23 protein-coding genes are annotated in these 25303 nt (G+C 34.6%); 18 read left to right on the top strand and 5 right to left on the bottom strand.

Annotated elements, in window-relative coordinates:
• The first annotated feature begins 61 nt into the window (after window positions 1-61).
• The 6 genes from HM983_RS15070 to HM983_RS15045 all read left to right on the top strand — a co-directional run bounded on the left by HM983_RS15070 (window position 62) and on the right by HM983_RS15045 (window position 8340).
• A complete protein-coding gene (locus tag HM983_RS15070; protein WP_179346568.1) occupies window positions 62-229 on the top strand; it encodes a lmo0937 family membrane protein in 168 nt (55 codons plus the stop codon).
• Window positions 230-402: 173 nt separating this feature from the next.
• On the top strand, window positions 403-1092 hold the full coding sequence (locus HM983_RS15065; RefSeq protein WP_179346567.1) for an LOG family protein: 690 nt from the start codon (window positions 403-405) through the stop codon (window positions 1090-1092).
• Between the two features lie 22 nt (window positions 1093-1114).
• On the top strand, window positions 1115-2383 hold the full coding sequence (locus HM983_RS15060; protein WP_179346566.1) for a hypothetical protein: 1269 nt from the start codon (window positions 1115-1117) through the stop codon (window positions 2381-2383).
• A 44-nt stretch (window positions 2384-2427) separates the two neighbouring features.
• Window positions 2428-5220 (top strand): gluzincin family metallopeptidase, encoded by a 2793-nt coding sequence (locus HM983_RS15055; protein WP_218841874.1) that lies wholly within the window; start codon window positions 2428-2430, stop codon window positions 5218-5220.
• A 153-nt stretch (window positions 5221-5373) separates the two neighbouring features.
• A complete protein-coding gene (locus HM983_RS15050; protein WP_179346565.1) occupies window positions 5374-7785 on the top strand; it encodes an alpha-ketoacid dehydrogenase subunit alpha/beta in 2412 nt (803 codons plus the stop codon).
• Between the two features lie 78 nt (window positions 7786-7863).
• Window positions 7864-8340 carry a hypothetical protein gene (locus tag HM983_RS15045; RefSeq protein ID WP_179346564.1) on the top strand — a complete coding sequence of 159 codons (477 nt, stop codon included), beginning with the start codon at window positions 7864-7866 and terminating at the stop codon, window positions 8338-8340.
• 146 nt (window positions 8341-8486) lie between these two features.
• On the opposite strand, the gene HM983_RS15040 is transcribed toward HM983_RS15045, so the two are convergent.
• On the bottom strand, window positions 8487-9644 hold the full coding sequence (locus tag HM983_RS15040; RefSeq protein ID WP_179346563.1) for a THUMP domain-containing class I SAM-dependent RNA methyltransferase: 1158 nt from the start codon (window positions 9642-9644) through the stop codon (window positions 8487-8489).
• A gap of 55 nt (window positions 9645-9699) precedes the next feature.
• Here HM983_RS15040 and HM983_RS15035 point away from each other — a divergent pair, with 55 nt between their 5' ends.
• From HM983_RS15035 to HM983_RS14985, 11 genes are all read left to right on the top strand, one after another.
• Entirely contained in the window at window positions 9700-10431 is a 732-nt protein-coding gene (locus HM983_RS15035) for a class I SAM-dependent methyltransferase (RefSeq protein ID WP_179346562.1), read from the top strand.
• A gap of 9 nt (window positions 10432-10440) precedes the next feature.
• The gene (locus HM983_RS15030) at window positions 10441-11115 is read left to right on the top strand and encodes a ZIP family metal transporter (protein ID WP_179346561.1); all 675 of its coding nucleotides are present in this window, start codon (window positions 10441-10443) and stop codon (window positions 11113-11115) included.
• Window positions 11116-11150: 35 nt separating this feature from the next.
• Entirely contained in the window at window positions 11151-11579 is a 429-nt protein-coding gene (locus HM983_RS15025; RefSeq protein ID WP_179346560.1) for a DUF4268 domain-containing protein, read from the top strand.
• 329 nt (window positions 11580-11908) lie between these two features.
• The gene (locus HM983_RS15020; RefSeq protein WP_179346559.1) at window positions 11909-12211 is read left to right on the top strand and encodes an ArsR/SmtB family transcription factor; all 303 of its coding nucleotides are present in this window, start codon (window positions 11909-11911) and stop codon (window positions 12209-12211) included.
• Between the two features lie 43 nt (window positions 12212-12254).
• A complete protein-coding gene (locus HM983_RS15015; protein WP_179346558.1) occupies window positions 12255-12524 on the top strand; it encodes a hypothetical protein in 270 nt (89 codons plus the stop codon).
• An 11-nt stretch (window positions 12525-12535) separates the two neighbouring features.
• Complete coding sequence (locus HM983_RS15010) at window positions 12536-13138, top strand: short chain dehydrogenase (protein ID WP_179346557.1); 603 nt, start codon at window positions 12536-12538, stop codon at window positions 13136-13138.
• A gap of 159 nt (window positions 13139-13297) precedes the next feature.
• Window positions 13298-14218: a hypothetical protein gene (locus HM983_RS15005; RefSeq protein ID WP_179346556.1), complete on the top strand. Its 921-nt coding sequence runs from the start codon at window positions 13298-13300 to the stop codon at window positions 14216-14218.
• A gap of 172 nt (window positions 14219-14390) precedes the next feature.
• The gene (locus HM983_RS15000; RefSeq protein ID WP_179346555.1) at window positions 14391-15155 is read left to right on the top strand and encodes an SOS response-associated peptidase; all 765 of its coding nucleotides are present in this window, start codon (window positions 14391-14393) and stop codon (window positions 15153-15155) included.
• 181 nt (window positions 15156-15336) lie between these two features.
• Complete coding sequence (locus tag HM983_RS14995) at window positions 15337-16071, top strand: fibronectin type III domain-containing protein (protein WP_179346554.1); 735 nt, start codon at window positions 15337-15339, stop codon at window positions 16069-16071.
• Window positions 16072-16259: 188 nt separating this feature from the next.
• Entirely contained in the window at window positions 16260-17138 is an 879-nt protein-coding gene (locus HM983_RS14990; protein ID WP_179346553.1) for a cyanophycinase, read from the top strand.
• A gap of 293 nt (window positions 17139-17431) precedes the next feature.
• A complete protein-coding gene (locus tag HM983_RS14985) occupies window positions 17432-17899 on the top strand; it encodes a DinB family protein (protein WP_179346552.1) in 468 nt (155 codons plus the stop codon).
• 19 nt (window positions 17900-17918) lie between these two features.
• On the opposite strand, the gene trhA is transcribed toward HM983_RS14985, so the two are convergent.
• The 4 genes from trhA to HM983_RS14965 form a co-directional block, all read right to left on the bottom strand.
• Window positions 17919-18548, bottom strand: coding sequence for a PAQR family membrane homeostasis protein TrhA (gene trhA / locus HM983_RS14980; protein WP_179346551.1), 630 nt, complete (start codon window positions 18546-18548; stop codon window positions 17919-17921).
• Complete coding sequence (locus HM983_RS14975) at window positions 18549-19226, bottom strand: DUF4294 domain-containing protein (protein WP_179346672.1); 678 nt, start codon at window positions 19224-19226, stop codon at window positions 18549-18551.
• Window positions 19227-19450: 224 nt separating this feature from the next.
• Window positions 19451-23098 carry an ABC transporter permease/M1 family aminopeptidase gene (locus HM983_RS14970; RefSeq protein ID WP_179346550.1) on the bottom strand — a complete coding sequence of 1216 codons (3648 nt, stop codon included), beginning with the start codon at window positions 23096-23098 and terminating at the stop codon, window positions 19451-19453.
• A 25-nt stretch (window positions 23099-23123) separates the two neighbouring features.
• The gene (locus HM983_RS14965) at window positions 23124-24014 is read right to left on the bottom strand and encodes an ABC transporter ATP-binding protein (RefSeq protein WP_179346549.1); all 891 of its coding nucleotides are present in this window, start codon (window positions 24012-24014) and stop codon (window positions 23124-23126) included.
• A 125-nt stretch (window positions 24015-24139) separates the two neighbouring features.
• Between HM983_RS14965 and HM983_RS14960 the strand changes: the two genes are divergently transcribed.
• Window positions 24140-25228, top strand: a complete 1089-nt coding sequence (locus tag HM983_RS14960) for a M42 family metallopeptidase (RefSeq protein WP_179346548.1) — start codon at window positions 24140-24142, stop codon at window positions 25226-25228.
• The last annotated feature ends 75 nt before the right edge of the window (window positions 25229-25303 follow it).

The raw sequence follows: 25303 nt of genomic DNA, 5'->3' as shown, positions 1-25303 counted from the left end.
CACTATTTGTTCATATAATTTGTTAAATTAGTATATAACTAACACAAAAAACACAATCATTATGAGAAGTATTCTTTGGCTTGTAGCCGTAATTTGTATTATTATTTGGGCATTAGGATTTTTTGGTATCGTTGGTGGAATTGGTACCGGTAGTCTTATTCACATTTTGCTAGTAATTGCTGTAATTGTTATTTTATACAATATAATTTCGGGCAAAAAACCACTCTAATTAACACACAACATATATTGAGAAGCGCATAGATTTTGTAATCCATGCGCTTTATTTTTTGGGTATATTGGCTAATAGTTCTTTCATTTTGCTTTAAATTTGTTCGCTTTGCAATTAAGAAATCAGTAATAATCCATTATATGTGGATTTAGAATATATAAAGACATTAATAAATGAGAACAGAAAGAAAACATAAAGGCTGGAATGAAATTAAGACAAACGACTCCTGGGCCATTTTTAAAATTATGGGAGAGTTTGTAAATGGCTATGAAAAATTAAGCAAAATTGGCCCTTGTGTTTCAATTTTTGGCTCTGCCAGAACAAAGCCAGATCATAAATATTATAAACTCACTGAAGAAGTAGCTACTAAAATTGTTGAACACGGTTATGGTGTGATTACTGGTGGAGGTCCAGGAATTATGGAAGCTGGTAATAAAGGTGCTCATAATGCAGGTGGTACTTCTGTGGGATTGAACATTGATTTACCTTTTGAACAGCATGACAACCCTTATATTGACAGTGACAAAAGCTTGGATTTTGATTACTTTTTTGTGCGTAAAGTGATGTTTGTAAAATATTCACAAGGTTTTGTGGTAATGCCTGGTGGATTTGGTACGCTCGATGAGCTTTTCGAAGCCATGACATTAATACAAACCCATAAAATAGAATCGTTTCCTATTATTCTAGTTGGAACAGAATTTTGGGGAGGACTAATGGAATGGGTAAAAACAACTCTGCTAGAAGCAAATAATAATGTTAGTCCAGAGGATTTGGATTTAATTCACATAGTTGATACTGCAGATGAAGTGATAGAAATTCTTAACGATTTCTATAAAGAATATAACCTGAGCCCTAATTTCTAAACTTTTAAAAGCCCTAAATCCTATGAGTAGGAAGTGTTTCATTTTTATATTGGCCGCTTGTTTTACAATCACCCATGGTACCGCCCAGGACACCTTTAAAGTCATGTTCTACAATTTGCTCAACTATCCGTTGGAAGATACTGTACCCAATCGGGAGGACGATTTGGCATTTATTCTTTCAGATTACCAACCGGATTTATTTTTGGTTTGTGAACTCAACAATTCAACTGGAGCAAATACCATTTTAAATATTACTAGAACTGCGATTAATTCAAATTTTGAAATGGCCACTTATATATCCAATACTTCAGATGATAATGTAGGCGATCAGAATGATTTACAGAATCTTCTATATTATGACAGTTCTAAATTCAGCATAGAAGAACAGATCATTGTACCCACGCAATTAAGGGATTTTAATGTCTATCGATTACAACTAAACACTGTTGACCAATCTTCAAACCCAGTTGAAATCTATGTTATTGTCTGTCATTTAAAAGCGTCTAGCGGACCTAGTAATGAACAACGGCGTTTTGAAATGGTTTTGGAACTGGAGTCATACCTAGACACGTTGCCAGCAAATGCCAATGTGGTGCTAGGTGGTGATTTGAACATTTACAGAGCAACGGAAGCGGCCTTTCAAGAATTACTTGATGAAATTAATGACATTACTTTTGTAGATCCTGCCAATAGAATTGGGGATTGGAATAATAATCCAAATTTTGTAGACGTTTTTACACAATCTACACGAACCCAAAGTGGTTTGGGTGGCACAAGTGGTGGTTTTGATGATCGGTTTGATTTTATACTCACCTCAGAAAATATGCTGAGCACCGCAAATGTCAGATATGTAGCAAATTCATATCAAGTGTATGGTAATAACGGTTTGTCCTCCTGCTATAACAGTGCCATTAATTCGAGTAATTGCGCAACAACAGATTCCGAATTTTCTTTTGAAATAAGGGATGCTCTGCACAATTTTAGTGACCATCTTCCCGTTACTGTAACATTAGAAATGGATGCTACTTTTCTTAATTTAGAAAATAACAGCGTTTCTAAAAAATTGCTATTAGAAAAAACCTTAAATACAAAAGAGTTGACCGTTTTGGTTGATTCTCCTGAATACTTCAATCAAGACCTCGTAATCTATACCAGTAGTGGCAAATCAATAAGAACTTTGACCACGAACACAGATAGATTGCAAACTTTTGATGTTTCGGATTTGGAAAACGGTTTATATTTCTTAGCATTACCGAATTTTAAAACTATAAAATTTATAATTGCTAATTGATTAGAAAACTATATATATGTGTTTGCTTCGCTTGCTTACACCTATTGGCATTCTCCCAGAATAAGATAGGTATTGATGCAGATGTCGATGTACAGACAAAAACCATCACCATTGAGCAGGTCATTGTTTATAAAAACACCTCTACAGATGTTTTATCTGAAATTTACCTGAGTGATTGGAACAATAGTTATTCTACCAAATCTACACCTTTAGCCAAACGGTTCGAAGAAGAGTTTACCACTAAATTTCATTTAGCAAAAAATGAGCAACGTGGTTTTACTTTTTTGACTTACATAAAGAACAAAGCCAACACCAGATTGGAATACCAATATCTTAAAGACCATCCAGATGTCATTAAAGTACAACTTAAAAACCCACTAAATCCAGGTGAGTCCTATCGCTTGAATCTTAATTATACCTTAGTTCTACCCGATGCCACCTTCACGGATTATGGCTTTACCGAAACACAAGATTTTGAATTAAAGCATTGGTACATCACTCCTGCCGTTTATGATGGCAAGTGGCACTTTTACAGCAATAAAAATCTAGATGATCTTTTTGTACCCAGGTCCGACATCTCTATCATAATTAAGCATCCCATCAATTTTAGAATCACTTCGGAATTGGATATTGCCGATATCAACACCAATTTAGAACAAAAAACTGTGGTCACTGAGCTTTACGGACTAGATCGAGTAGATACTTATATATCAATAAGAAAACTACCGAGATATCGCCAAGTCCAAACCGATGATTTTATAGTTGTATCCAATATTAATGAGAAAGGTTTACCAGCACCTGACAAAGCTATTCTTACAGATAGAATCACTAGTTTTCTAACTGAAAATTTAGGATCGTATCCGCATCGTAAATTGCTCATTTCTCAAATAGACTACAATAGAAACCCTTTGTACGGCCTTAATCAATTGCCTTCATTTTTGAGACCTTTTCCTGATGATTTTCAATATGAATTGAAACTTCTAAAAACGGCTACAAAAAAATATCTAGACAATGTATTGTTGTTAAATCCAAGAAAAGAACACTGGTTAAGTGAGGGTATCCAAACCTATATGCTTATAAAGTATGTAGAAACCTATTATCCAGACATGAAACTGCTCGGTACATTAGCAGATGTTTGGGGCATTAGGGCATTTCACGCAGCTGATTTGGATTTTAATTTTCAGTACTTCCTCTACTCTATGGAGATGGCAAGGAAAAATAAGGATCAGCCATTGACAACTTCTAGAGATTCTTTAATAAAATTCAATGCTAACATTGCGGGAAAATATAAAGCGGGACTCGGACTTCAATATTTAAAAGGGTTCGCAGACGATATTGATTTTGATGCTTCTCTTAAGGATTTTATCAAAACGTATAAATTACAATCTGTAACTCACGCTGACTTTGAGAGCTTCCTAAAATCAAAAACAGAAAAAGACATTGACTGGTTTTTTACCGATTATGTGAATTCAAGAAAAAAAATAGATTTCAAGATTCAGTCCGTTAAAACTACACAAGATTCCATTACCCTGACCATAAAGAACAAACAAGATAACCGCATGCCAGTTTCCTTGTTTAGATTAAGTAATGATACGATTATAGATAAAGTATGGGTTGAGAACATAAAGGACTCTAAAGTCCTTACCATTCCACGAGACTCTACAGATCGTTTAATTTTAGATTACAACAATGTAATCTGGGAATTTAACCAGCGTGATAATTACAGAGCGGTAAATGGTTTCTTTTTAAACAACAAACCTTTGCAGTTCAGATTGTTTAAAGATATTGAAGACCCTTATTACAATCAGTTGTTTTTAATGCCATTGGTAGAATTCAATAATATTTATGACGGTCTTACACTCGGCGCTAAGTTTTATAATAAAACAATTTTACGCAAGCGCTTAAATTACAAGTTCTCACCGCAATACGCTACGAGGTCAAAATCATTTACAGGAGGTTTTAGTGCGTTTTATACACATAATCTAGACAATAAGAGTCTCTTTGACATTACTTATGGACTTTCAACAGCTTATCAATCTTTTGCCGAGGATGCCTATTTTACAAGAATAAGGCCATCGATCACATTGGGATTTAGAGATAATGACGATTTAAGATCTGACCGAGTAGACGCACTGACAGCACGATACGTTAGTATCTCAAGAGATATTGGAGAAGATGCTGTTGTCATGGTTGATGAGCCGGATTATGGAGTATTTAATTTAAGATATACTCGTGCGAATCCTGGCATTATTCATTATTCGAGATTTTCAACAGATTTCCAGATTGCCCAAAAATTCAGTAAATTTTCCGTTAATTACGAAATCAGAAACCTTACTAAGAGTAACAGAAATATAAATTTCAGGTTTTTCGCTGGTGTATTTTTAAATAATGATACCGATCCAAATTCAAATTTCTTCAGCTTTGCCTTAGACAGACCAACGGATTATCTATTTGATCTTAATTACTTAGGACGTTCTGAGGATGCAGGTCTTTTTAGTCAACAGCTCATTATTACTGAAGGTGGTTTTAAATCCCAATTAGAAACACCATTTGCCAATCAATGGATGACCACAGCAAATTTTAGCACCTCAATCTGGCGTTACATTCAAGCCTATGGAGATGTTGGTTTGGTAAAAAATAAATTCAGTCCAGCCAATTTTGTATATGATTCTGGTATTCGACTGAATTTAGTTGAAGACTATCTTGAAATTTACCTTCCTATCTATTCAAATTTAGGTTGGGAAATAGGTCAACCCAATTACGACCAAAAAATCCGATTCATCATATCAGTAGACCCACAAGTACTTCTTGGTCTATTTAGGCGAAAATGGTATTAGCAAATTCTTATTGAAAAGTTAATTTTTTACATTTTATTGAATAATAATGTATATATATGATATATTATTGATAATAATTCAATATTATAACAGTTTTATGAGTTGCGTAAAATTGTTAAATTAATTAATTTTGTTACAGAAACATTTACATATATGAAGGCCAACCCAGACTCAAAAACTGAAATTACATTCAATGACTTTAAATCTGAAGTTCTAAGCGATTATAAACTTGCGGTGACAAGTCGAGAATGTAGTTTATTAGGTCGTCGGGAAGTACTTACAGGTAAAGCCAAGTTCGGTATTTTTGGTGACGGCAAGGAAGTACCACAAATCGCTTGGGCCAAAGCCTTTAAGAATGGTGATTTTAGATCGGGCTACTATCGTGATCAAACCTTTATGATGGCTATCGGTGAGTTGACCATTGAACAATTTTTCGCTGGACTATATGCCAACACTGATTTAGAACAAGAACCAATGTCTGCCGGAAGACAAATGGGAGGACATTTTGCCACTCATAGTTTGGATGAAAATGGGAATTGGAAAAATTTAACTGAACAGAAAAACAGTAGTGCAGACATATCACCAACTGCAGGACAAATGCCACGTCTATTAGGCCTCGCACAAGCATCTAAAATATACAGAAATGTAAAAGGTATTGATACCACCAATTTTTCGAACAATGGAAATGAAATTGCTTGGGGAACTATTGGTAATGCCAGTACAAGCGAAGGTCTATTCTTTGAAACAATAAATGCAGCAGGCGTATTACAAGTACCGATGGTGATAAGCATTTGGGACGATGAATATGGTATTTCCGTACATGCAAAGCACCAAACGACTAAAGAAAATATATCCGAAATATTAAAAGGATTTCAACGTACTGAAAAAGAAAATGGTTACGAAATATTTAGAGTCGACGGTTGGAATTACCCTGAACTGATAGATATTTACCAACGTGCTTCACAGATTTCTAGAAAGGAGCATGTACCTGTGATGATCCACGTGCAGCAATTGACACAACCTCAAGGACACTCTACTTCTGGTTCTCACGAACGCTATAAAGATGAAGATCGATTGGCATGGGAACGTGAGTACGATTGTAACGTTCAGATGCGCCAATGGATGATTGCTAATAATATAGCGACGGATGAAGAGCTAAGCACTATAGAGAAAGACCTCAAAAAAGCCGTTAGAGACGGTAAAAAAGCTGCTTGGAACGCTTTCATTAATCCTATAAAAGCCGAGAAGCGAGAAATTGTTTCAATTTTAGAAAAAGTTGCTTCAGTAAGCTCAAATGGTGTGTTTATTTCAAAATTAACTAATGAGCTCAATGCTATAGATGAACCATTTAGACGTGATTTATTGTCCGCAGCGCGCAAGTCATTACGATATATAGTTACTGAAGAGTTTTCTGCAAAAAATGATCTTAAAAATTGGATTGACAATTATATTAAGGAAATTCAACCAAAATACAGTTCGCACCTACTAAGCTCATCGGATAAAAAGGCGCTAAATCAATCTGAAATTAATCCAACCTATAACGATGATGCCGAGTTGGTTGATGGACGCATTATTTTACGCGATAACTTTGATGCCCTATTTTCTAACTATCCAGAAGCCTTAATTTTTGGTGAAGATGCAGGCCATATTGGAGATGTGAATCAAGGCTTGGAAGGATTACAAGAAAAGTTTGGTGAATTGAGGATTGCAGATACTGGAATCAGGGAAGCTACTATTCTTGGTCAAGGGATTGGTATGTCAATGCGAGGTTTACGACCTATTGCTGAAATTCAATATTTGGACTATGTTCTTTATGCGCTTCAGCTTATGAGTGACGATTTGGCTACACTTCATTATCGTACAAAAGGTAGACAAAAAGCACCGTTGATTGTGAGAACGCGAGGACATAGGCTAGAAGGTATTTGGCATTCTGGTTCTCAAATGGGAGGTATTCTAAATTTGATTAGAGGAATACATGTTCTTGTACCAAGAGATATGACCAAAGCTGCAGGATTTTATAACACGCTTATTGAAAGTGACGAACCTGCATTAATTGTAGAATGTTTAAATGGATACCGACTAAAAGAAAAAATGCCAAACAATATTGGTCAATTCAAAACACCAATTGGTGTAGTTGAAACGTTACGCGAAGGTGCAGATATTACCCTGATTTCATATGGCTCTACGTTGCGATTGGTAGAACAAGCCGCAAAAGAATTGCAGGAAGTTGGTATTGATGCTGAAATTATTGATGTTCAATCCCTATTGCCGTTTGATATCAATCATGATATTGTAAAAAGTATCTCAAAAACCAATAGATGTGTCGTTATTGACGAAGACGTAAAAGGTGGAGCTTCCGCTTATATTTTAGATCAAATTCTAAATGTTCAGAATGCATTTCAATATTTAGACAGCGTACCTAAAACTTTGGCGGCACAGCCTCATAGACCAGCTTATGGTACAGACGGTGATTATTTCTCTAAGCCTTCAGTTGAGGATATTTTTGAAACAGTTTATGATGTCATGCACGAAATGAGCCCTACGGATTATCCAAAGTTGAGATAAACTTTAGCGCTGTCTCTAGTTATTTTTTCATTTTAATTTTCATTCTATCAAAATTCAAAATATAGTTACTTTTATAGTATGAAAATCGAATCGATAGTCACTATAAAAAAGGAACTCAAACACCACTCCCAAGAGGAACTACTGGAATTGTGTTTACGTCTGGGGAAATTTAAAAAAGAGAATAAAGCTCTACTCACCTACCTTTTGTTTGAAGCACATGATGAAGATGGTTATATCGCAAGTGTAAAATCTTCGTTGGATGAATTGTTTGAAGGCATCAATACCAACAGCTATTTCTACATGAAGAAAACCATCCGAAAAATTCTAAGACAGATTAGGGTTTACAGCAGGTATTCTTTAAAGAAATCTACAGAAGTTGAGCTTCTACTCTACTTTTGCGAACGATTAAATGAGCTAAAACCATCCATTCACCGCAACAGAACATTGAGTAACCTTTACGATAGACAGATTGTCTCCATTAAGAAGAAAATCAGCGTACTACATGAGGATCTGCAGTATGATTATAACTTACAGTTAGAAGGATTGGAAAGTTAAATTTTCTTTCAAAGCCACTGAAACGCAAAGATTTTTAGATACTAAAATTATTACTTGGCTTTTTTGAATCACCCTTAAAACCCTCTACAGGTGACAACTTTTAAATCTTCGGCATTTAGTTTTTCCCTATGGGGAATTAATGAGACTTACTGTTTACTCGCCTTCTTACTACCTTCGTACATTTCGTATTTGACCAATCGTGCTTCAAGCTTAGCGTTGAACACTTTAATTTTTCGTGATGGTCGCAGACCAATATATTTTAAAGCTTCTAAGTTTGAGGTTATGAGCCAAGCATTAGTGTTTGGATAACCGTGTTTAAGCGTGGTGCCAATATTACCGTAAAATTCTTCAACATCTAAATTTTCCAATCTCTCGCCATAAGGTGGGTTAAATACCATGTGCAACTTATCCGTTCCCGCTTTTTGGGTTTTGAAGAAGTCTTCGTGCTGTACATGAATAAATTCATCCAAATGCGCATTTTTTATATTCTCTTTCGCTTTTGCAATGGCAGAAGGCGACTTATCATAACCTAATATTTTATGATGAAAATCGCGTGTTTTCTTTAAAAGGGATTCTTCAATGGTTTCAAACAAATCAACATCCCAATCCTCCCAACGTTCAAAAGCAAATTCTTTTCGCATCAAGTTGGGTGGAATATTACAGGCAATCATCGCCGCTTCGGCCAAAATAGTACCACTACCGCACATTGGGTCCATAAAATCAGATTGTCCATCCCAACCGCTCATCATGATTAATCCTGCTGCCAAAACTTCATTTATAGGAGCAATATTTGTTGCCGTTTTATAACCACGTCGGTGAAGCGATTCGCCAGAAGTATCCAATGAAATGGTACAACGCTGCCGGTCTATATGGACGTTAATCTTAAGATCAGGAAAACGTAAATCTACATTGGGACGTTCACCAGATATATCCCGGAATCGATCTACAATAGCATCCTTTGTTTTTAAAGCAGTGTATTGCGAATGGGTAAACACCTTGCTATTTACCGTCGCATCAACAGCTAGCGAGCCAGAAGATTTTAGATACTCTTCCCACTTAATGTTTTTCACATTTTTGTAAAGGTCATCTTCCTTGACCACTCTAAAGGACTTGATCGGTTTCAGGATTTTTATAGCGGTTCTTATGCCCAAATTAACTTTGTACATAAACCCTTTATCACCCACGAAACTCACGTTACGTACCCCTTTCTCCACTTCCATGGCACCGAGTTGCGTAAGTTCTTTTGCCAGTATATCTTCAAAGCCAAATAAGGTTTTGGCTACCATCTTAAAATTATTGTCCATAAACTACGTCTAATAAAATGCAAATTTAAGCTATTTTTGCAGGACATTTAATACTATGGCACAAACAACCAAACAATGGTACGCTTCATGGTTTGATACACCTTACTACCACATTCTTTACAAAGACAGGGATTATAAGGAAGCTCAAGCATTTATGGATAATCTCACCAATTATCTTAATATTCCTGAAGGAGGGAAAATCCTAGATTTAGCCTGCGGAAAAGGTCGGCATTCCATTTACCTAAACAGCTTGGGATTTAATGTAACAGGTGTGGATCTGTCTGAGCAAAGTATAGCCTACGCCAAACAGTTTGAAACAGAAACATTAAAATTTGATGTTCATGATATGACCAAACCTTATCCTGAAAAATTTGATGCAGTTTTTAATCTATTTACAAGTTTCGGTTATTTTGAAGACGATGAATGCAACCTTCAAACTATTAAAGCCATAAAAACAGAATTAAATGACTTTGGTTTTGGTGTTATTGATTTTATGAATGTTAACTCTGTCATAGATAACCTTGTAGCAGAAGATGTGAAGATAGTGGATGGCATTAGTTTTTATCAGAAAAGAAGCGTACAAGACGGTTATATTATAAAAGACATCAACTTTAAAATTAATGACGAAACTTATCAGTTTCAAGAACGGGTAAAAGCTTTTACATTAGCAGATTTTGAGGCTTTGTTTGAGAAAGCTGGAGTACATCTATTAGACGTATTTGGCGATTATAAATTAAAAAAGTACCATCCTCAAAATTCAGAACGTCTTATCTTAATTTTTAAATAAATTGCTGGCATGAATATGTACTTACTTCCCATTCTGGCTATTATTATCGGAGCGGCTATCGCATTATTAACTAGAAAACAAAAGCCTTTCGGCACAAAATTATTACTCAGTTTTAGTGGTGCGTTTTTATTGGCACTTACATTTTTCGATTTGCTACCAGAGGTTTATGGACACATAAATGCAAAACAAACCGGTTTGTTTATTATGTGCGGTATCTTACTTCAGGTTATTTTGGAATTCTTTTCTAAAGGTGCAGAACACGGACATGTTCATATCCATAAAAATTCGAGTGCATTTCCTTGGTTGCTATTCATCAGTCTTTGTATCCATAGTTTTCTAGAAGGGTTTCCTATTCATCAGCATAATGATATGGTATATGGAGTCCTTGTCCATAAAATTCCAATTGCTATATTGATCACTACATTTTTATTACAATCTAATTATAGTAAATTTCAGATTACAAGCTTTTTAGTCGTATTTGCCGCTATGACACCGTTGGGTACTTATACGGCCAATACATTGGCATTTTTATCTAACTATGTTTACTTGGTCAATGCGATTGTTATCGGAATCTTTTTACATATATCTACCACAATTTTGTTTGAAACTGGTGAAGGTCATAAATTTAACTTGTCAAAATTAGTGGCAATTTGTTTAGGTATCGTAATTGCCTATTATATATAGTGCGGTGTGTTAATCTGTCTTTAATCAATTTCTAAATGTTTAGCAGAGAAGAATCAAAAAAACTACGACAGCAGTTCTGGACCAGTTTTGGTAAATCTTTTCCCAGAAAATGGATTATGTATGATACCAAAATCAAGGGATTTTCATTTAAATTTCACTTTGATAATAAAACTGCGATCGTCGCACTAGATTTGGAAGATGACCTTGAAAACCGTATTAATATTTGGGAAAAGTTATTAGCGCTTAAAAACGTTCTGAAAAATGAGTATCTACCCGAAGCTATTTTTGAAGAAGAATATTATCTAGAAAATGGAAAGGAAATTTCACGTATCTACGTGCAGATAGACCAAAAAGTATCTATTCACAATAAAAACACCTGGCGCGATGTGATGGAATTTTTCAATAAAAATATGAGTTTGTTCGAAGCATTTTTCCTTGACTTTAAGGAAATCATTCAACCTTGATAGAATCTATCGGTGATGTAATAATGTTGTCTTATCCCATTAATAAAAAGGCGAAAATTGTTATATATATAAAGTTGGCAATAACAAAAAAACGCATCAAATAATCTGAAAGATTAGGATATAAATCAATATAGAAAGGGTTATAATTTGAAATTTGAAATGTGGAATTGAAAAACACTTCATGGACAATATATTATGCGAAAAGTTAGGGTCTTTTTACACCCTCCGTTTCGTTTACTGGTCCGTTAATAACAGGCAAGAAAAATCGTGCTTCAAATAAAACTAGATTTTTATTTTTATATATCGCGAATTATAGATATATTTGTAGTATGAATTTGAAAATAGCGACAGAAATTGGTAAATGTTTATCGAACCAAATCAGATTTCAGATATTGGAATGGCTTAAAGAACCAGAAAAACATTTCCCACCACACGAGACATTAAAACATTTTAATGATGGAGTTTGCGTTACTTATATTCAAGAAAAAACTGGATTATCACAATCCACTATTTCAACATATTTGACTAATATGGAGAAATGTGGACTTTTAATATCAACAAGACACGGAAAATGGTCTTATTTGAAAAGAAACGAAAAAATCATTAACCAATTTACTGACTTTCTAACTTAAAACATTTATTTAAACATATCGACATTTCGCAATATAACAAACTATGAAAACAATAATCGACATTTTAGGTTGGTCTGGTTCAGGATTGATAATCTTTGCCTATGCCCTAACCTTAATCGAAAATAAAAAGTATTTAAACTATGGCAAATATTTGAACTTCTTTGGAGGACTTCTAATAGCCATAAACTGTTATTACTACAATGCAATTCCACCATTTGTAACCAATTTACTTTGGAGTATCATTGCTACTTTAACGATATATAAGTCAATAAATAAAAAAGAGAAATGTAACAAAGCTCAATGCTTAACTTAAAAACTAAGACAATGAAAATTTTAATAATTGGAGGGAACGGAACAATAGGAAAAACCGTTGTTTCACATTTTAGAGAAAAGAACGAAATTTTAATGGCTGGACGAACCAATGGAGATGTCAATGTTGATATTGCTGATAGTAAATCAATAAAATCAATGTTTGATAAAATTGGCAATGTGGATGCCATAATTTGTATCGCTGGAGAAGCGAAATGGGCAAATTTTAATGAACTTACCGAAGACGACTATTACATTGGATTAAAAAGTAAATTAATGGGACAAGTCAACCTTGTACGCATTGGACAGAATTATTTAAATCCAAATGGTTCGATTACATTGTCAACAGGAATTTTGGCAGACGACCCAGTTGTAAAAACAACAAGTGCTGCAATGGTAAATGGTGGAATACATAGTTTTGTGAAAGCTGTGGCACTTGAAATTGAGAATGGAATACGAGTTAATGTTGTTTCTTCTGGAATGGTAGAAGATGCTTACGAAAAGTACAAAGACTATTTTCCTGGACACAATCCAATACCAATGAAAAAAGTAATTAACGGATATGTTAGAAGTGTAAACGGAAAAGGAAATGGCGAAATAATTAGAATTTATGACTGAAAAAACCAATTGAAAACACCGTATAAAATTAATTGTTAATACACGCCTACTAACAAAATTCCTCTAGGATTTTTTAATCAATTTGTATTTACTAAATTAGGTACTGAAATATGCAACGAAATCATAACCAAAACTGTTGCCTCCAATTAAAACACAACTATGAAAAAATCAACTTTTACTCATTTTATTGCGATTTTGATTTGTTGTATCACAATGCAATTGCAAGGTCAAGAAATTTGGATTGACACTTCTATTCATAGAGGGTTAATAGAATTAGAAACAGATTATTCTTTTAAAACTTTGGTTTCAAATGACTCTTTAAAAACCCAAGAAGAAACTCTTAGAAATTTAAACAGTGCCAAACTGTATTTTGATAAAATGTTTCAAACAGATTTAGAATTTGCTGTTTTGTTCATTGAAAATAAAGCGTGGAGTGAATACGCTTACTTCCCACCACCAGGTTTACCTCAAGCTGGAAATGGAAATGTAATACTTGGATTAGATAAATCAGTTATTTCGAAAGAAGTGGAAAAAATGATTATTCAGTTACCTGAACACTATTGGAGTTCTTTAAAACCCGTTTACGGTGAGCATATTGATTTGGACCTTTTTTACCGAGAGACCTTGTCCATTCACGAATTAGCCCATCTTTATCATTTTAAGCAAGGGACTCAACCGCAAAGAAAGTGGTTACAAGAGTTATTTGCCACAATGAGTATGTATTCTTTTATAAAAAATAAATCTAACTCTTCTTATGAAATAATGGATACATATCCAGCATTTGTAATAAAATCTGGCGATAGAATGGCAGAATTTAAAACACTCAAAGACTTTGAAGAAAAATATGTTCAAAAACTGACGCCTCAAAATTATGAATGGTTTCAAATACAACTTTATCAAAATGCAAAGTCGATAATTGATTCCGGCACAAGCGATATTTTAATAAAGCTTCTCAATTTTTTGATTAATACCGATTTGAGCAAAAACGATAAACTTTCTGATTCGGAATTATCAACTCGTTTAGAAAAAGAAGTTGGAAAAGAAATAGCTGATATTTTGACAAATTGGAAAAATAAATAACAGTTGCAATAATTTAAAAACCGCCATTAAGACGGATTCGATTTACCGCCAAAGACGGCCGAATTATCCAAAACCATTGGGAATTGACAACGTTAGTTCTTAATCAAAAATCATTATCACTACGCTCGCAACTAAAGCCTAGAAGGAACGGCTAGACAATATTAGAAAAAATATGTGCTACGATATAAAAGCAAGTTATGAAGCTCAACTCAATAGAGCTAAAAGAAAAGGAGATTTAATCGCTGTCGAGGAAATCATGGAGCAACTAATTCCATTTACAGATTTGCCATTGCATCATGTTTCTGGATTTAGTCATCCTGAGTTACTTATTTATACAGATGACTCACCAGAATTTCCGATTGTAGCAACTTGGGGACTTGTACCACAATGGGTAAAAGATGAAGAGCAGATGAAAAAATTTTGGAACAATACTCTAAACGCTCGTGGTGAAACAATTTTCGAAAAGCCATCTTTTAGACAATCTGCCAAAAGCAATAGATGCATTATTTATATCGACGGATTTTATGAACACCATCACTTTAATAAAAAGACTTATCCATTTTTCATCCAAAGAAAAGACGAAAAACCTATCGCACTCGCTGGATTATGGAGTGAATGGGAAAACCCTGAAACCAAAGGGAAAATGAACACATTTTCTATAGTCACTACAGAAGGAAATTCACTGATGGATAAAATCCATAATAACCCAAAAATAAAGGGTCCGAGAATGCCTTTAATATTGTTGGATCAATTAGAAGATCAATGGTTAAATCCTGTAGAAGACGATTTGGACAAAAAGAAAATCCAAGAATTGATAAGAAGTTATCCCGAAGATGAACTAAAAGCTCACACAGTGAGCAAACTACGTGGAAAGGAATACATAGGAAATAAAAAAGAAATTTCGGACAAGGTCGAATATGCCGAACTGAAATTTTAAAGTTACTTAACAGTGTGAATGATACATTGCTTGGCCTATCAATATGTAGAAAATTCTAGCGGATTTTCATTTCGGTTATTGTGTGCTTAATTACTGATTTAAATTTTTTGAAAAGAATCTAAGTTTGATGACATTTTAGCTGTTTTACGATGTTTTGTAAACCAATAAATTATAAAACATTATGAAACTTTTAAGCAAAACATTAATAGTACTGTTCTTTCTAAGTAGTATTATTTTAACAAATTGTTCATCTTCTGACGACAATTCCCTTGAAAATAGTGATCCAGGTAACTTTTCTGCCAACGTTATTAATATCACATTCGATGGTGCTACTGTAGATTGGACCAGTGCTAATGACATTGATGGCGACACAGTAACTTATGCTATATTTTTAGAAAACGAAGAAATTATCACTAACCTACCAGGTTTTACCTACACATTCAGTGGTCTTGACCCAGAAACAAACTATGCAGGATATGTAGAGGCAAGAGATGGACGTGGTGGTACATCAAGAGCTGAATTTTTATTTACTACCGAATCTTCAGTGATTGTTATGGAAATTCCACTTTCGGTAATTGAAGAAGAAACATCTAACACTTGTGTAGGTGGCGGGCCAGGCGTTACTTTTATATTGGGAGCAGAAGTGCCTAAATATGAAGGAACGGTATCATATCAAGCCGTATTTTCATCTGTAGTAGTTGATGGTTTTACTTTCCCTGGCAAAAATGTCAATTGGGATAATAGTTCTACCGAAATTGCAAATACTCTTAAAATACTAGGGTCCGGTGATTATTTTCCAATTCAAGCACAGGCTTACATTAACTGCAATAATAGTCCAAATGTTCCAATCGTTCGCTCTAGATACGAAAATGCAGCTGCAGGACGGACAGCGACAATAACAATAACACGCAGTTAGAAGAAATTTAAAAGGGTTTTGAAATTACGGTTTAGAACATAAAACGCTTTTTTCTTCAAGGGTTATAGAGTTTAGAGTAATATCATTAAGGATTTTGCCGAATAATATTTATTCAGCATTAACTTTAACAAATTAATTCTATCAGTTCTTAAACCATACTATTGAAAAGTAGTTTTAAAAATTTTCCAATGACTAAACATGTTTTACTTCTATTTATTACCCTATTCCTCATCCAATATAGAGGGCTAACACAAGAGAAAAAAATCACAACAGGTCATAAAAATGGGACCCTTATAGCTATTGGTGGAGGACAAATAGGTGATACCGAAATTATGAAAGAATTTCGTGATCTGGCTGGTGGAGATGCTGCAAAAATAGTAGTGATCCCAACCGCATTTGTTAGAGACAACAAAATAGATACCACATTACTAAAAAACAATTTTGTAGAATACGGTATTCCCGAGATTACCATTTTACATACTAGCGATTCTATATTGGTAAATACAGATGCATTTATAAAGCCGCTCAAAGAAGCCACAGGTGTATATTTTACGGGAGGTAGACACTGGCGAATTGCAGATAGTTATCTAAATACAAGAGTACAAGAGGAACTATTTAAGTTGTTGGATAGAGGTGGCGTTATTGCTGGATCCTCTGCTGGTGCAACTATTCAAGGTTCTTATCTGGCAAGAGGAGATACCAAAAACAATCAAATTATGATGGGAGACCACGAAGTTGGTTTTGGGTTTATCTCCAATATTACAATTGATCAACACGTCTTAACCAGAAACAGACAGTTTGATATGTTTACAATTCTTAAAGAAAAACCCGAGCTATTAGGTGTCGGAATTGATGAGAGCACCGCAATTATAGTTAAAGGAGATATACTCGAAGTAATCGGAAAAAGCTATGTGCTTATCTACGACGAGTCATTCTGGTCAATTGAACAATCTGACCTTTATTCAGGTGATTCACAAAAAAAATTACCCAGTAAAGATCAATTATTCTATTTTCTAAAAAAAGGTGATAAATACAATTTAAGAGAAAGAAAAGTAATTTGGAATTAAAATTTCAATTCTACTAATTTTAATAAAATGTCACTTCACACTACCAATGGTTTATTTGAGCAATGCAATAGGTGCAATGAAAAAGTTAGTTGAAAACCATGAGTTTGAAGCTTGCACTTAGAAGGTAATTTGATAGTTGTATTTAAAAAGGAATTTGACCAATTAATAATTTATAAGTCATTATAGATTTTTTAAATTTGATAAGAAGCGGGAGATTTGCGTACAATGGGATACTATACAGAAAATTCCAAAACAGTCTGCAAACCCAAGCTATGTATTAAAAACATATTACTATGCCAACTTCAAAACAACTCGCCACACATTTACAACAAGTTTATTTTGGTGGTAACTGGACGGACGTTAACTTTAAAGATACCTTATCAGGTATAGACTTTGATACCGCCAAACAACAATTAGAAGGTTTCAATTCCATTCTCGCACTCACCTTTCATATACATTATTTTATCAAAGGAGTGACAAATGTATTTAAAGGTGGAGCATTGGAAATTAGAGATAAATACAGTTTTGATCATCCAGAATTAACATCGGAAAAAGAATGGAATGATTTTAAAGAACAGTTATGGCAAGAAGCGGAAGAATTTATAGATTTATTATCAAATTTTCCGAATGAGAAATTAGATGATGATTTTACGGACGCGAAGTATGGTGATTATGGGAAGAATATGTTAGGATTAATTGAGCACACCCATTACCATTTAGGACAGATTGTTATTTTGAATAAAATGATTAAAAAAGGATGATAAAGGCCTTCCCCTTAAATCACTGGATGACATACCAAAAAACCATTAGAAAATGGCAAATTGCACCACCCAAAACAAATAAATGCCAAATCACATGGTTATAATGCATTTTTTGAATTGCATAAAACACAATACCTACCGTATAAAACAATCCACCTGCAAATAACCAAAATACACCATTTGGACCAATGGCATCAGATAAATTTGAATAGTCAAAAACGATGAGCCAACCCATAACTAAATACAATAGCGTAGAGAAAATTTCGAACCTACCAGTAAAAAATAGTTTTAGGACGACACCAAATGCAGCAATTCTCCAAACAATCCAGAAAAGTGTCCAACCTAGACTATCGCTCAAAGTAATAAGCAGTACTGGTGTATAAGTACCAGCAATTAGGAGATAAATGCTAATATGGTCAACTATTCTAAAATAATGCTTTCGCTTTTCTCCAGATACGGAATGGTAGAGTGTGGAAGCTAAAAATAATATGATTATGGACAACCCATAAACCACAACGCTAAACAAACTCCAGGGTTTTAAAGCATCTGTATATAAAATTAAAAGAATGAGTCCTACAATACCGAGCACGACACCTAAGCCATGCGACCATGCATTGAGTTGTTCCTCGAGTTTGGTCTGTATACGCATTTAACTTTTAGCTTTTGACTTTGCCCATTTATCTGCAGCTACATAAAAGTCTATTTCAAAGGCAGATTCTTGTCGCTTTAACTGCCTATTTTGAAAAGCACGCTGCAATACATCTTCTATTAAATAATCTTCTTCGCTTTCTAATGGATCAAATTCTTTCTTCAACGAAATATCGAATAAATTAGCTGTACTATTAAACCAGAATGCCCTCCAACCACTACGCAATTCTTTTATTATGTCAAAAGTGGTAGTACCTGTTTGTCTGTGGATGAGCTTTACTAAAATCTGACCTTCAGTTTTGGTGAGTTTCTTTAATTCGGCAGAAAATTCATCTTCAATATATTTTTGAATGATTCTCGCATATCTGCGCTTGTCTCTATTTTTCTCAAGACTGTCTAAACGTTGTTGCAAATCCGTTAAGCGATCTGCGGCCAATTTGGCATATGGATATACTTTTAAGGTTTTTCGTCTTAAAATGATATAGCGAATCCGTTCATCTTTATTTTTAAAATTAAGCTTTGGAAGCACTAAAACCTCATCTAGATCTATTGCAAGTTTTGGGATAGAATCACCTTCAATATAGATATATTTAACCTCAGTCGTATCCTGTTTAACAGGCTCTACTTGAGCCGAAATACTCATTGAAAAAAATAGGAATATATAGGTAAAATATCTCATTGTTAATGGTACTTCCAAAACCGTTCCAAAACGGAATTTTGCACTATTCAAAATTAATAATTTATACTACCATTAACCTTAAAACTGTATTAATATTATGTATTGAATAAGTTTGAATTTAAAATTTTTTGAAAATCAAGCATGATTTAAATGTCGTGTCGGTTCCAAAAAAAAGCCTCGTAGAGTTAAATCCAAAAGGCCTTATTTATTCAAGTTGAAGTTTTTTACAATTTCTGACGATTATCACCAGAATTTCTATCAATCAATTTATTGTAAGGGTCCACACCTACTTCTATTGGTTTTTCATCTACGGTAACTGATACTTTATTATTGATGGAAGTAATTTTATGTTTTTTTAAATACAATTGCTTTTCTTTCATTTCACCATCGACCTCTTGCTCTGCATACACACCTATTTCTATATAATCTTGAAGAGGCAGTGATAAGATAGGTTTCTTTTTGCCTTCTGGCTCATAAGTGATGGCCTCGTTTCCTTCATCAGAATATAGTTGCTTTCCTTTTTCGTCATTTCTATATTTACTCACCTGAAATTCAATATCGACCCGATATTTTCCATTATCTAATTCCGTTGTTGTAACTTCAGTAATCCTGTTATCATATAACGTAATAGTCTCAAACATATCTTTGATCACGTATTGTAAACTGTCCGGAGTTACGGCTTTGATATGGTTGACCATGTCAATGGAAGTCGTGTAAGGTGCCTCTTGAAATTTTACCTTTTCTACATAAGTTTTTAATGCATTATTCAAAACATCTTCGCCAATATAATCACTAAGAGCATACAATACCAATGAGCCTTTTTGATAGCGAATATAGCCTTGACCATCATTGTACATTAAAGGTTTCTCACGTTTAACCTCAAAGGTTCTCTGGAATAAATAATCATCCAACGATCGCTTCAAGAATTTTCGCATTTGGCTTTTACCCAACTCTTTCTCAAGAACTTTGAGCGCTACATATTCCGAAAGACTTTCTGAAAGCATGGTCGCTCCCAAAGCATCTGCTCCTATCACTTGGTGCGCCCACCATTGGTGCGCTACTTCATGGACGGTGATTGCATACATATAGTTTAAACCACCATCTTCGCTATCATCAACCTCTGCTATAAATCCTGTATCACCACCAAACGGAATGGTATTAGGAAATGATTGTGCAAAGCCACCACTTGGAAATTCTACAATTCTCAATTGTCTATGCTGATATGGGCTGAAATTTTCACTATTGTACTCCAAAGATGCCTTCATACCTTCCATCATACTTTCCAAATTGTATTCATGACCTTTGTGGTAGTATATCTCAAGGTCAACATCTTTCCACTTGTCTTTTTTCACTTCGTATTCGGCAGAATTAAATGCATAGAAATTTAGAATTTTACTATCCATTTTATAATGAAAATAGCGTCTGCCATCTTCTATCCATTCTTTTTGAAGGTAACCTGGTGCAATGGCAATTTGGTCTTTGCTGGTGCTAACGGTTGCTTCAAAATCTATCCAGTCGCTATCTTTTGAAATATAAGTATTTCCAAGAGCGGTCGAATCTGATGGATGCGGCTTAAGTTTGTTTGGTGGTAATCCATACTTTTCGCGCGTTTTGTCATCTGTAAGTTCGCCACCATTGTATCCCAAACTAGGAAACAGCTCCATATTATTTATAAATGTCCCATTCTTTAGAACTGGCGAGTTAGAGGCGAATAACGTATTGGGTTTGTTTTTTACGGTGAATTTTAAAACCATGGAATCACCAGGCATCATTGGTTGTTTCAACTTATAAATATCAAAGTTGTAGAGTGTATCTTCAGAAACCAATATATTTTCTTTATTAAATTCAAACGTACTTTCATAGTCGTTATGGTTAACGAAGATACTGTCAATGGCTTCTTCCGTTTTATTAACCATAGTGTATATGCCTGAGGCTTCAAAATTTCGGTCTTCAATAAATAAGTCCAAATTGGTATTTACAGCAACTATTCTTGGTTGCGCATAGTTCTCAAACTGTTTGTACTTCTTCTCCCATTCAACCCGAAGTTCCTCTAGTTCCTTAGAAGAATAACGCGTTTCTTCAATGTTTGTAGCATGATAAATAGAAAAGCCCATAGCAAAGAAACCGATCAACAAAACTATAATTGTAGCTACCATAGGTGTTGATAAGCGCCTTTTTGCAATGTTCAATCGTTCTTTGAAAGAATGAGGCAAACCACGCACCCAAAACAGGGCAGCAATACACATTAAAACTAAGCCGCCAATGACCCAATAAAATTTGTAAGCGAGGTACCTTGCTAGTGAATCTCCGTAACCGTTCATATCATTATAACTAAATCCTGTACCTTCATTATACTTAAATAAGGGTTGCTCGACTCCGGCAAGACTCAAAAATGGAATACCGATTGCAATAACCAATAGTACAAATAGTCCGAGGTAAGGATTTCTTATTAATGTTTGAACCATTAAGGCCAAAAATGCCCAAATCACGTAATTAATAAGTCTAAGACCAAATAGCTCTTTAATATAAAGTCCTAATTCAATTTCATAATAACCCTTATATAATTGAAACAAGATACCAGCAACCATCACGACCGAAAGTAACAAAATTTGCATTTTCACAATAGCTATAAACTTGGATAAAAACAACGACCAGTTAGGTATAGGTGTCACATCTTCCAATCCATTTATATTGTTTGTTTTGCTACGGTTTACCAACATCCCAGCATATAAAAAAGTACAGATGTTAATTGCAATAACAAAAGCGCCTCCTCCACGTAACATAAGCCAAGTTCGCGGATACGATGACGTTCCCGTAGGATTTCCAAAATCGGATAGCGCGATAAGAACAATGATGAGCCCAACAAGCACAATACTTATAAACGGCCAGCTTTTCACGATATATTTAAATTCAATATTAGATATCCTCCAAGTCGTTTTTAAATTTTGTACAAAGGAAAAATCATACGATACCTTTGGCAATTTGATTTTAGTGATACCACCGAAATTCTTTTTGGTACTGCGCTCACCCATTCGTTTTTTGAAAAAAGAAATCGAAAGTGGATTTTGGCTGAATGTAAAGAATCGATAAACCAAACCAAACACTAAGCTTGCCACTCCTAACCATATTAAACGGTTATAGAGAATGACTTCCTTAATAGGAATATCCATTTCATTCTGTTCATAAACGGTCCAGTAACGCGTGTAATAATCGGATGCAGATGCACCAAAAGGGTCTAACAATGCCGCCAAATAACGACTATCCGGATCGGATAGTAAACTTTCAGTTACTCCCTGAACAAACAATAGCAATATGACTGTAATAAAACCTGCGGCTATATTTCGAGTGAAAGTGACAACTGCAAAAACAATAGCTCCAAACAATAAAATATTCGGTAAAATATACACCCAATAGGCGTTAAAGTAAGATTTAAAATTAAAAGTGGTGACAATATCATAGTTGGTACCCGGAAGCCTGAAACCAATGGCCATACCAACCCCAATTGTCATTACAATGAGCGTCACAATTACAATCGCACTAAAAAATTTAGCAAACAAATAATTGGCCTTTGTAAAAGGATAAGAATATAAAATGGTATGCATTTCGCTCTTAAAATCTCTATGAACAGAAGCTCCGATAATGGATGGGAACAAAAAGAAAATTAAAATAGCTAAACCATTAAAGAGGTTGGTGATGCCAATAGGTGAATTCACAATTCGTGACGAACCTGTTGTCGCAGTAATGCTATCAAAAATACCTGCGCTAGTGGCAGCTATAAAAAGTGCCAATACAAAGAAAATTGCCATGTAAATGTAGGTTGCAGGGCGCTTAATCCAATATTTTAATTCGTGGAAGAATATAGTAGAAAACATAGATGTACTTTTTTAGAATGAAAAATTAAACTGCACTAATCGGTTCGTCTTGTTTTAGTGCAATAAAGTACACGTCATCGAGCTGAGGTTCGGAATGCTTAAAATCCTCACTGGGTTGCATATCGGCAAACACTCTGATGTTTAAGGAATTGTCTTCATTGTAATTAGATGACAGCACATTATACTGAGCTTCATGGGCTTCTAAATTTTCCCTATTAATAATTTTAGTCCAAATACGTCCTTGCAATTCTGCTCTTGCTTTTGATGGTGTGGCTTGTTTCAGTATTCTTCCTCCGTTTAAAATCGCCATATCGTTACATAGTTCCTTTACGTCTTCTACAATATGTGTCGAAAAAATAACCGTACAGTTGGTACCAACTTCACGCAATACATTCAAAAAACGATGACGTTCGGCTGGATCCAATCCTGCAGTTGGCTCATCTACTATAATAAGTTTGGGGTTATTCAATAATAACTGTGCAATACCAAAACGTTGTTTCATTCCGCCAGAATACCCTGCAACATGCTTTTTACGAACGTCATATAAATTAGTAATGTCCAAAACTTCTTTAACCAGTGCCTGTCTATCTGATTTTGAACCTATACCCTTTAAGGCTGCGAAATAATCCAATAAAGCCTCAGCCGACATTTTTGGATATACACCAAAAGACTGTGGCAAATAACCTAGAACTTTTCGCAGTGCCATTTTATTCTCCAAAACATTAATATCACCAAACATAATCGATCCAGAATCAGGACTCTGCAATGTTGCAATGGTTCGCATTAGAGAGGATTTTCCAGCACCATTAGGACCTAAAAGACCAAACATTCCTGTGCCGATTTCAAGATTAAGGTTATCTATGGCTTTTACACCATTTTTGTATGTTTTTGTAAGATTGGAAATAACTAATTGCATCGTTCTGGTTTAAGATTATAGCTCTATTGGTGTAAAAATAGATGAAATTGTTACAAAAAGATTTTCAAAGCACTTATTGTCTGATATAATCCTATTATTTTTACAAAAACGCAAAATAAATTTATATGGCTACCAAAAGCATACTGAATAAAAAATCACTGAATTTTCTTGAAAAATATCTAAATAATGCGTCACCTACCGGCTACGAATGGGAAGGACAAAAAATTTGGATGGATTACCTTAAACCTTATGCAGATGAATTTATTACAGACACTTACGGTTCTGCAGTAGCCGTTATCAATCCTAAAGCGAAATTTAAAGTAGTTATCGAAGGCCATGCAGATGAAATTTCCTGGTATGTGAATTATATCACAGATAAAGGCTTAATTTATGTGGTAAGAAATGGAGGAAGTGACCACCAAATTGCACCAAGTAAGATTGTAAATATCCACACTAAAAACGGAATTGTTAAAGGTGTTTTTGGCTGGCCTGCTATACATACCAGAAACAAGTCCAAGGAGGATGCTCCAAAACCTGATAACATCTGTATTGATATTGGTGCCAAGGATAAAGAGGAGGTTGAGAAAATGGGTGTTCATGTAGGTTGTGTTATAACTTATCCTGATGAATTTCATGTCCTCAACAAAGATAAATTCGTCTGCCGAGCCCTCGATAACAGAATGGGTGGGTTTATGATTGCCGAAGTAGCAAGACTACTTCACGAAAACAAAAAGAAATTGCCTTTTGGTTTGTATGTAACCAACTCCGTTCAAGAGGAAATTGGACTGCGTGGTGCACAAATGATTACAGAAACCATAAAGCCAAATGTAGCAATCGTAACTGACGTTACACATGATACAACCACACCGATGATCGAGCCGAAAAAACAAGGTTTGGCCGAAATAGGAAAAGGCCCAGTGATCGCATACGCTCCTGCGGTTCAGCAAAAGTTACGCGATTTAATTACAGATACGGCCGAAGCTAAAATGATTCCTTTTCAAAGAGCAGCGTTATCCAGAGCAACCGGAACTGATACAGATGCTTTTGCTTACAGTAATGGTGGCGTAGCTTCAGCTTTAATTTCTTTACCGTTGCGCTATATGCACACTACAGTAGAAATGGTGCATAGAGATGATGTGGAAAATGTGATTAAATTGATTTACGAAACACTTTTAAAAATTAAGGACGGAGAAACTTTTAGTTATTTTGAATGAAGTTTTAAATTCGAAAACATCCCTAAAGTTCACTAGAGTGGACTTTAGGTGTGTTAATTTTTTAGAATAGGATTA

The organism is Winogradskyella ursingii (genome assembly GCF_013403975.1).
Lineage (GTDB): Bacteria > Bacteroidota > Bacteroidia > Flavobacteriales > Flavobacteriaceae > Winogradskyella > Winogradskyella ursingii.
Note: the sequence above shows the minus strand (reverse complement) of the source record. Positions and strands in the feature narration are given on the sequence as shown.

Excerpts from the sequence above, each read along its gene's own strand:
- HM983_RS15070 (WP_179346568.1), top strand. The coding sequence starts at position 62 with ATGAGAAGTATTCTTTGGCTTGTAGCCGTAATTTGTATTATTATTTGG.
- HM983_RS15065 (WP_179346567.1), top strand. The coding sequence starts at position 403 with ATGAGAACAGAAAGAAAACATAAAGGCTGGAATGAAATTAAGACAAAC.
- HM983_RS15060 (WP_179346566.1), top strand. The coding sequence starts at position 1,115 with ATGAGTAGGAAGTGTTTCATTTTTATATTGGCCGCTTGTTTTACAATC.
- HM983_RS15050 (WP_179346565.1), top strand. The coding sequence starts at position 5,374 with ATGAAGGCCAACCCAGACTCAAAAACTGAAATTACATTCAATGACTTT.
- HM983_RS15045 (WP_179346564.1), top strand. The coding sequence starts at position 7,864 with ATGAAAATCGAATCGATAGTCACTATAAAAAAGGAACTCAAACACCAC.
- HM983_RS15040 (WP_179346563.1), bottom strand. The coding sequence starts at position 9,644 with ATGGACAATAATTTTAAGATGGTAGCCAAAACCTTATTTGGCTTTGAA.
- HM983_RS15035 (WP_179346562.1), top strand. The coding sequence starts at position 9,700 with ATGGCACAAACAACCAAACAATGGTACGCTTCATGGTTTGATACACCT.
- HM983_RS15030 (WP_179346561.1), top strand. The coding sequence starts at position 10,441 with ATGAATATGTACTTACTTCCCATTCTGGCTATTATTATCGGAGCGGCT.
- HM983_RS15025 (WP_179346560.1), top strand. The coding sequence starts at position 11,151 with ATGTTTAGCAGAGAAGAATCAAAAAAACTACGACAGCAGTTCTGGACC.
- HM983_RS15020 (WP_179346559.1), top strand. The coding sequence starts at position 11,909 with ATGAATTTGAAAATAGCGACAGAAATTGGTAAATGTTTATCGAACCAA.
- HM983_RS15015 (WP_179346558.1), top strand. The coding sequence starts at position 12,255 with ATGAAAACAATAATCGACATTTTAGGTTGGTCTGGTTCAGGATTGATA.
- HM983_RS15010 (WP_179346557.1), top strand. The coding sequence starts at position 12,536 with ATGAAAATTTTAATAATTGGAGGGAACGGAACAATAGGAAAAACCGTT.
- HM983_RS15005 (WP_179346556.1), top strand. The coding sequence starts at position 13,298 with ATGAAAAAATCAACTTTTACTCATTTTATTGCGATTTTGATTTGTTGT.
- HM983_RS15000 (WP_179346555.1), top strand. The coding sequence starts at position 14,391 with ATGTGCTACGATATAAAAGCAAGTTATGAAGCTCAACTCAATAGAGCT.
- HM983_RS14995 (WP_179346554.1), top strand. The coding sequence starts at position 15,337 with ATGAAACTTTTAAGCAAAACATTAATAGTACTGTTCTTTCTAAGTAGT.
- HM983_RS14990 (WP_179346553.1), top strand. The coding sequence starts at position 16,260 with ATGACTAAACATGTTTTACTTCTATTTATTACCCTATTCCTCATCCAA.
- HM983_RS14985 (WP_179346552.1), top strand. The coding sequence starts at position 17,432 with ATGCCAACTTCAAAACAACTCGCCACACATTTACAACAAGTTTATTTT.
- trhA (WP_179346551.1), bottom strand. The coding sequence starts at position 18,548 with ATGCGTATACAGACCAAACTCGAGGAACAACTCAATGCATGGTCGCAT.
- HM983_RS14975 (WP_179346672.1), bottom strand. The coding sequence starts at position 19,226 with ATGAGATATTTTACCTATATATTCCTATTTTTTTCAATGAGTATTTCG.
- HM983_RS14970 (WP_179346550.1), bottom strand. The coding sequence starts at position 23,098 with ATGTTTTCTACTATATTCTTCCACGAATTAAAATATTGGATTAAGCGC.
- HM983_RS14965 (WP_179346549.1), bottom strand. The coding sequence starts at position 24,014 with ATGCAATTAGTTATTTCCAATCTTACAAAAACATACAAAAATGGTGTA.
- HM983_RS14960 (WP_179346548.1), top strand. The coding sequence starts at position 24,140 with ATGGCTACCAAAAGCATACTGAATAAAAAATCACTGAATTTTCTTGAA.